The sequence below is a fragment of the Micromonospora sp. SD19 genome, from assembly GCF_054462275.1.
In genome coordinates this window covers 1-5,101 of sequence record NZ_JBTLMN010000022.1, presented here as the reverse complement: position 1 = coordinate 5,101, position 5,101 = coordinate 1, and the positions used below count along the sequence as shown (strand labels likewise).

Below are 5,101 nucleotides of genomic sequence, written 5' to 3'. Positions count from 1 at the left end.
GGTGTGTGGTTGTTCTTTGAGAACTCAACAGGGTGCTTGTAAAGCCAGTGCCAATTATGATTTATACCCCGGACTGGTCAGGCCTTTTGGTTTGGCTGGTTGGGATTCCTTTGGCAACAATTTGTTTGTTGTCAGGATTGTTTTCCAATTTTTTGTTGGAGAGTTTGATCCTGGCTCAGGACGAACGCTGGCGGCGTGCTTAACACATGCAAGTCGAGCGGAAAGGCCCTTCGGGGTACTCGAGCGGCGAACGGGTGAGTAACACGTGAGCAACCTGCCCCAAGCTTTGGGATAACCCTCGGAAACGGGGGCTAATACCGAATAGGACTGCTGGCCGCATGGCTGGTGGTGGAAAGTTTTTCGGCTTGGGATGGGCTCGCGGCCTATCAGCTTGTTGGTGGGGTGATGGCCTACCAAGGCGACGACGGGTAGCCGGCCTGAGAGGGCGACCGGCCACACTGGGACTGAGACACGGCCCAGACTCCTACGGGAGGCAGCAGTGGGGAATATTGCACAATGGGCGGAAGCCTGATGCAGCGACGCCGCGTGAGGGATGACGGCCTTCGGGTTGTAAACCTCTTTCAGCAGGGACGAAGCGAGAGTGACGGTACCTGCAGAAGAAGCACCGGCCAACTACGTGCCAGCAGCCGCGGTAAGACGTAGGGTGCGAGCGTTGTCCGGATTTATTGGGCGTAAAGAGCTCGTAGGCGGCTTGTCGCGTCGACCGTGAAAACTTGGGGCTCAACCCCAAGCCTGCGGTCGATACGGGCAGGCTAGAGTTCGGTAGGGGAGACTGGAATTCCTGGTGTAGCGGTGAAATGCGCAGATATCAGGAGGAACACCGGTGGCGAAGGCGGGTCTCTGGGCCGATACTGACGCTGAGGAGCGAAAGCGTGGGGAGCGAACAGGATTAGATACCCTGGTAGTCCACGCTGTAAACGTTGGGCGCTAGGTGTGGGGGGCCTCTCCGGTTCCCTGTGCCGCAGCTAACGCATTAAGCGCCCCGCCTGGGGAGTACGGCCGCAAGGCTAAAACTCAAAGGAATTGACGGGGGCCCGCACAAGCGGCGGAGCATGCGGATTAATTCGATGCAACGCGAAGAACCTTACCTGGGTTTGACATGGCCGCAAAACCTCCAGAGATGGGGGGTCCTTCGGGGGCGGTCACAGGTGGTGCATGGCTGTCGTCAGCTCGTGTCGTGAGATGTTGGGTTAAGTCCCGCAACGAGCGCAACCCTCGTTCGATGTTGCCAGCGCGTTATGGCGGGGACTCATCGAAGACTGCCGGGGTCAACTCGGAGGAAGGTGGGGATGACGTCAAGTCATCATGCCCCTTATGTCCAGGGCTTCACGCATGCTACAATGGCCGGTACAATGGGCTGCGATACCGTGAGGTGGAGCGAATCCCAAAAAGCCGGTCTCAGTTCGGATCGGGGTCTGCAACTCGACCCCGTGAAGTCGGAGTCGCTAGTAATCGCAGATCAGCAACGCTGCGGTGAATACGTTCCCGGGCCTTGTACACACCGCCCGTCACGTCACGAAAGTCGGCAACACCCGAAGCCGGTGGCCCAACCCTTGTGGAGGGAGCCGTCGAAGGTGGGGCTGGCGATTGGGACGAAGTCGTAACAAGGTAGCCGTACCGGAAGGTGCGGCTGGATCACCTCCTTTCTAAGGAGCACCTTCCGACGAAAGTCGGTAAGGAGCCCGCGGGTTTGGTGTGGGGCGGATCGGGTTGTGGGTTGGTCGTTTGTTGAGAATTGCACAGTGGACGCGAGCATCTTTGTGGTCAAGTTGTCAAGGGCGAACGGTGAATGCCTTGGCACCAGGAGCCGATGAAGGACGTGGGAGGCCGCGATAGGCCTGGGGGAGCTGTCAACCAAGCTGTGATCCCAGGGTGTCCGAATGGGGAAACCTGGCACCAGTCATGTGGTGTCACCCACACCTGAACACATAGGGTGTGTGGAGGGAACGCGGGGAAGTGAAACATCTCAGTACCCGTAGGAAGAGAAAACAATTTAGTGATTCCGTGAGTAGTGGCGAGCGAAAGCGGATCGAGGCTAAACCGGCTGCGTGTGATACCTGTCAGGGGTTGCGTGGTCGGGGTTGTGGGACCCTGCTGAACAAGCTGACACTTGTTCGAGAAGTTACAAAGTTAGTGGCTAGTCGAACAGTCTGGAATGGCTGACCGTAGACGGTGAGAGTCCGGTAGGTGAAAGTTGCTGACCTTCTGTGGGTGTTCCCGAGTAGCGGCGGACCCCTGAAATCTGCCGTGAATCTGCCAGGACCACCTGGTAAGCCTAAATACTTCCTGGTGACCGATAGCGGACAAGTACCGTGAGGGAATGGTGAAAAGTACCCCGGGAGGGGAGTGAAATAGTACCTGAAACCGTTCGCCTACAATCCGTCGGAGCCTTGCGGGGTGACGGCGTGCCTTTTGAAGAATGAGCCTGCGAGTTAGTGGCATGTGGCGAGGTTAACCCGTGTGGGGGAGCCGTAGCGAAAGCGAGTCTGAATAGGGCGATTCAGTCGCGTGTCCTAGACCCGAAGCGGAGTGATCTAGCCATGGGCAGGCTGAAGCGCGGGTAAGACCGCGTGGAGGGCCGAACCCACCAATGTTGAAAAATTGGGGGATGACCTGTGGTTAGGGGTGAAAGGCCAATCAAACTCCGTGATAGCTGGTTCTCCCCGAAATGCATTTAGGTGCAGCGTCGCGTGTTTCTTGCCGGAGGTAGAGCACTGGATGGTCTAGGGGGCCCACAAGCTTACCGAAATCAGCCAAACTCCGAATGCCGGTAAGTGAGAGCGCGGCAGTGAGACTGCGGGGGATAAGCTTCGTAGTCGAGAGGGAAACAGCCCAGATCACCAGCTAAGGCCCCTAAGCGTGTGCTAAGTGGAAAAGGATGTGGGGTCGCATAGACAACCAGGAGGTTGGCTTAGAAGCAGCCACCCTTTAAAGAGTGCGTAATAGCTCACTGGTCAAGTGGTTCCGCGCCGACAATGTAGCGGGGCTCAAGCACACCGCCGAAGCTGTGGCATTCACATTTTAACCTCGCTTGGACTTGATTCCTTGTGCAGGTGTGTGGATGGGTAGGGGAGCGTCGTGCCGCGAGTGAAGCAGCGGGGTGACCCAGTTGTGGACGCGGCACGAGTGAGAATGCAGGCATGAGTAGCGAAAGAAGGGTGAGAAACCCTTCCGCCGGATGACCAAGGGTTCCAGGGCCAGGCTAATCCGCCCTGGGTGAGTCGGGACCTAAGGCGAGGCCGAGAGGCGTAGTCGATGGACAACGGGTTGATATTCCCGTACCCGCGAAAGAGCGTCCCTGATGAACCTCGTTGTGCTAACCACCCAAACCATCCAAGACCTTCGGGTTGAGGGTGGGGAGCGTGGGAACCTGATGGGTAGTAGTCAAGCGATGGGGTGACGCAGGAAGGTAGCTGAGCCCGGCCGGTGGTTGTGCCGGGGTAAGCGTGTAGGCCGTGGTGTAGGCAAATCCGCACCACATGAAGGCTGAGACGTGATGCCGAGCCGATTCAGGTGAAGTCAGTGATCCTATGCTGCCGAGAAAAGCCTCTAGCGAGTTCTTAGCGGCCCGTACCCCAAACCGACACAGGTGGTCAGGTAGAGAATACCGAGGCGATCGGGCGAACTGTGGTTAAGGAACTCGGCAAATTGCCCCCGTAACTTAGGGAGAAGGGGGGCCGGAGACGTGAAGCCCCGCGCGGGTGGAGCGTTGTATGGCCGCAGAGAGCAGGGGGAAGCGACTGTTTACTAAAAACACAGGTCCATGCGAAGAAGTAATTCGATGTATATGGACTGACGCCTGCCCGGTGCTGGAACGTTAAGGGGACCTGTTAGCTCCTTTGGGGCGAAGCGGAGAACTTAAGCGCCAGTAAACGGCGGTGGTAACTATAACCATCCTAAGGTAGCGAAATTCCTTGTCGGGTAAGTTCCGACCTGCACGAATGGCGTAACGACTTCCCCACTGTCTCAACCACAGGCCCGGCGAAATTGCAGTACGAGTAAAGATGCTCGTTACGCGCGGCAGGACGGAAAGACCCCGGGACCTTTACTATAGCTTGACATTGGTACTCGAATTAGCTTGTGTAGGATAGGTGGGAGCCGGTGAAGTCCATACGCCAGTATGGGTGGAGGCAATCTTGAAATACCACTCTGGTTGATTTGGGTATCTAACTTCGGACCGTTATCCGGTTCAGGGACAGTGTCTGGTGGGTAGTTTAACTGGGGCGGTTGCCTCCTAAAAGGTAACGGAGGCGCCCAAAGGTTCCCTCAGCCTGGTTGGCAATCAGGTGTTGAGTGCAAGTACACAAGGGAGCTTGACTGTGAGACTGACAGGTCGAGCAGGGACGAAAGTCGGGACTAGTGATCCGGCACTTGCGAGTGGAAGCGGTGTCGCTCAACGGATAAAAGGTACCCCGGGGATAACAGGCTGATCTTCCCCAAGAGTCCATATCGACGGGATGGTTTGGCACCTCGATGTCGGCTCGTCGCATCCTGGGGCTGTAGCAGGTCCCAAGGGTTGGGCTGTTCGCCCATTAAAGCGGTACGCGAGCTGGGTTTAGAACGTCGTGAGACAGTTCGGTCCCTATCCGCCGTGCGCGTAGGATACTTGAGAAGGGCTGTCCCTAGTACGAGAGGACCGGGACGGACGAACCTCTGGTGTGCCAGTTGTCCTGCCAAGGGCACGGCTGGTTAGCTACGTTCGGAAGGGATAACCGCTGAAAGCATCTAAGCGGGAAGCCTGCTTCAAGATGAGGTATCCCACCCACTTTGTGGGGTAAGGCCCCCAGCTAGACGACTGGGTTGATAGGCCGGAAATGTAAGCCCGGTAACGGGTTCAGTTGACCGGTACTAATAGGCCGAGGACTTGACTACTAAGCTGCTACGCGTCCACTGTGCAACTCTGAACAAGCGAACACCCGTGAAATCGTGCCGGGGTTGTTTGATATGTTCATAGAGTTACGGCGGTCATGGCGGAGGGGAAACGCCCGGTTACATTCCGAACCCGGAAGCTAAGCCCTCCAGCGCCGATGGTACTGCACTCGTGAGGGTGTGGGAGAGTAGGACGCCGCCGGACAATCTT

The 5,101-nt window shown here is 57.2% G+C and carries 3 rRNA genes; all 3 read left to right on the top strand.

Annotated features, from left to right (window positions below):
* Nucleotides 1-152: 152 nt before the first annotated feature.
* The 3 genes from ACX27O_RS33015 (at nt 153) to rrf (ending at nt 5,095) form a co-directional block, all read left to right on the top strand.
* Nucleotides 153-1,667, top strand: a 16S ribosomal RNA gene (locus tag ACX27O_RS33015).
* Between the two features lie 116 nt (nt 1,668-1,783).
* Nucleotides 1,784-4,893 (top strand): 23S ribosomal RNA (locus tag ACX27O_RS33010).
* A gap of 85 nt (nt 4,894-4,978) precedes the next feature.
* Nucleotides 4,979-5,095 (top strand): 5S ribosomal RNA (gene rrf, locus ACX27O_RS33005).
* Together the 16S, 23S and 5S rRNA genes form the textbook arrangement of a ribosomal RNA operon.
* Nucleotides 5,096-5,101: the final 6 nt, after the last annotated feature.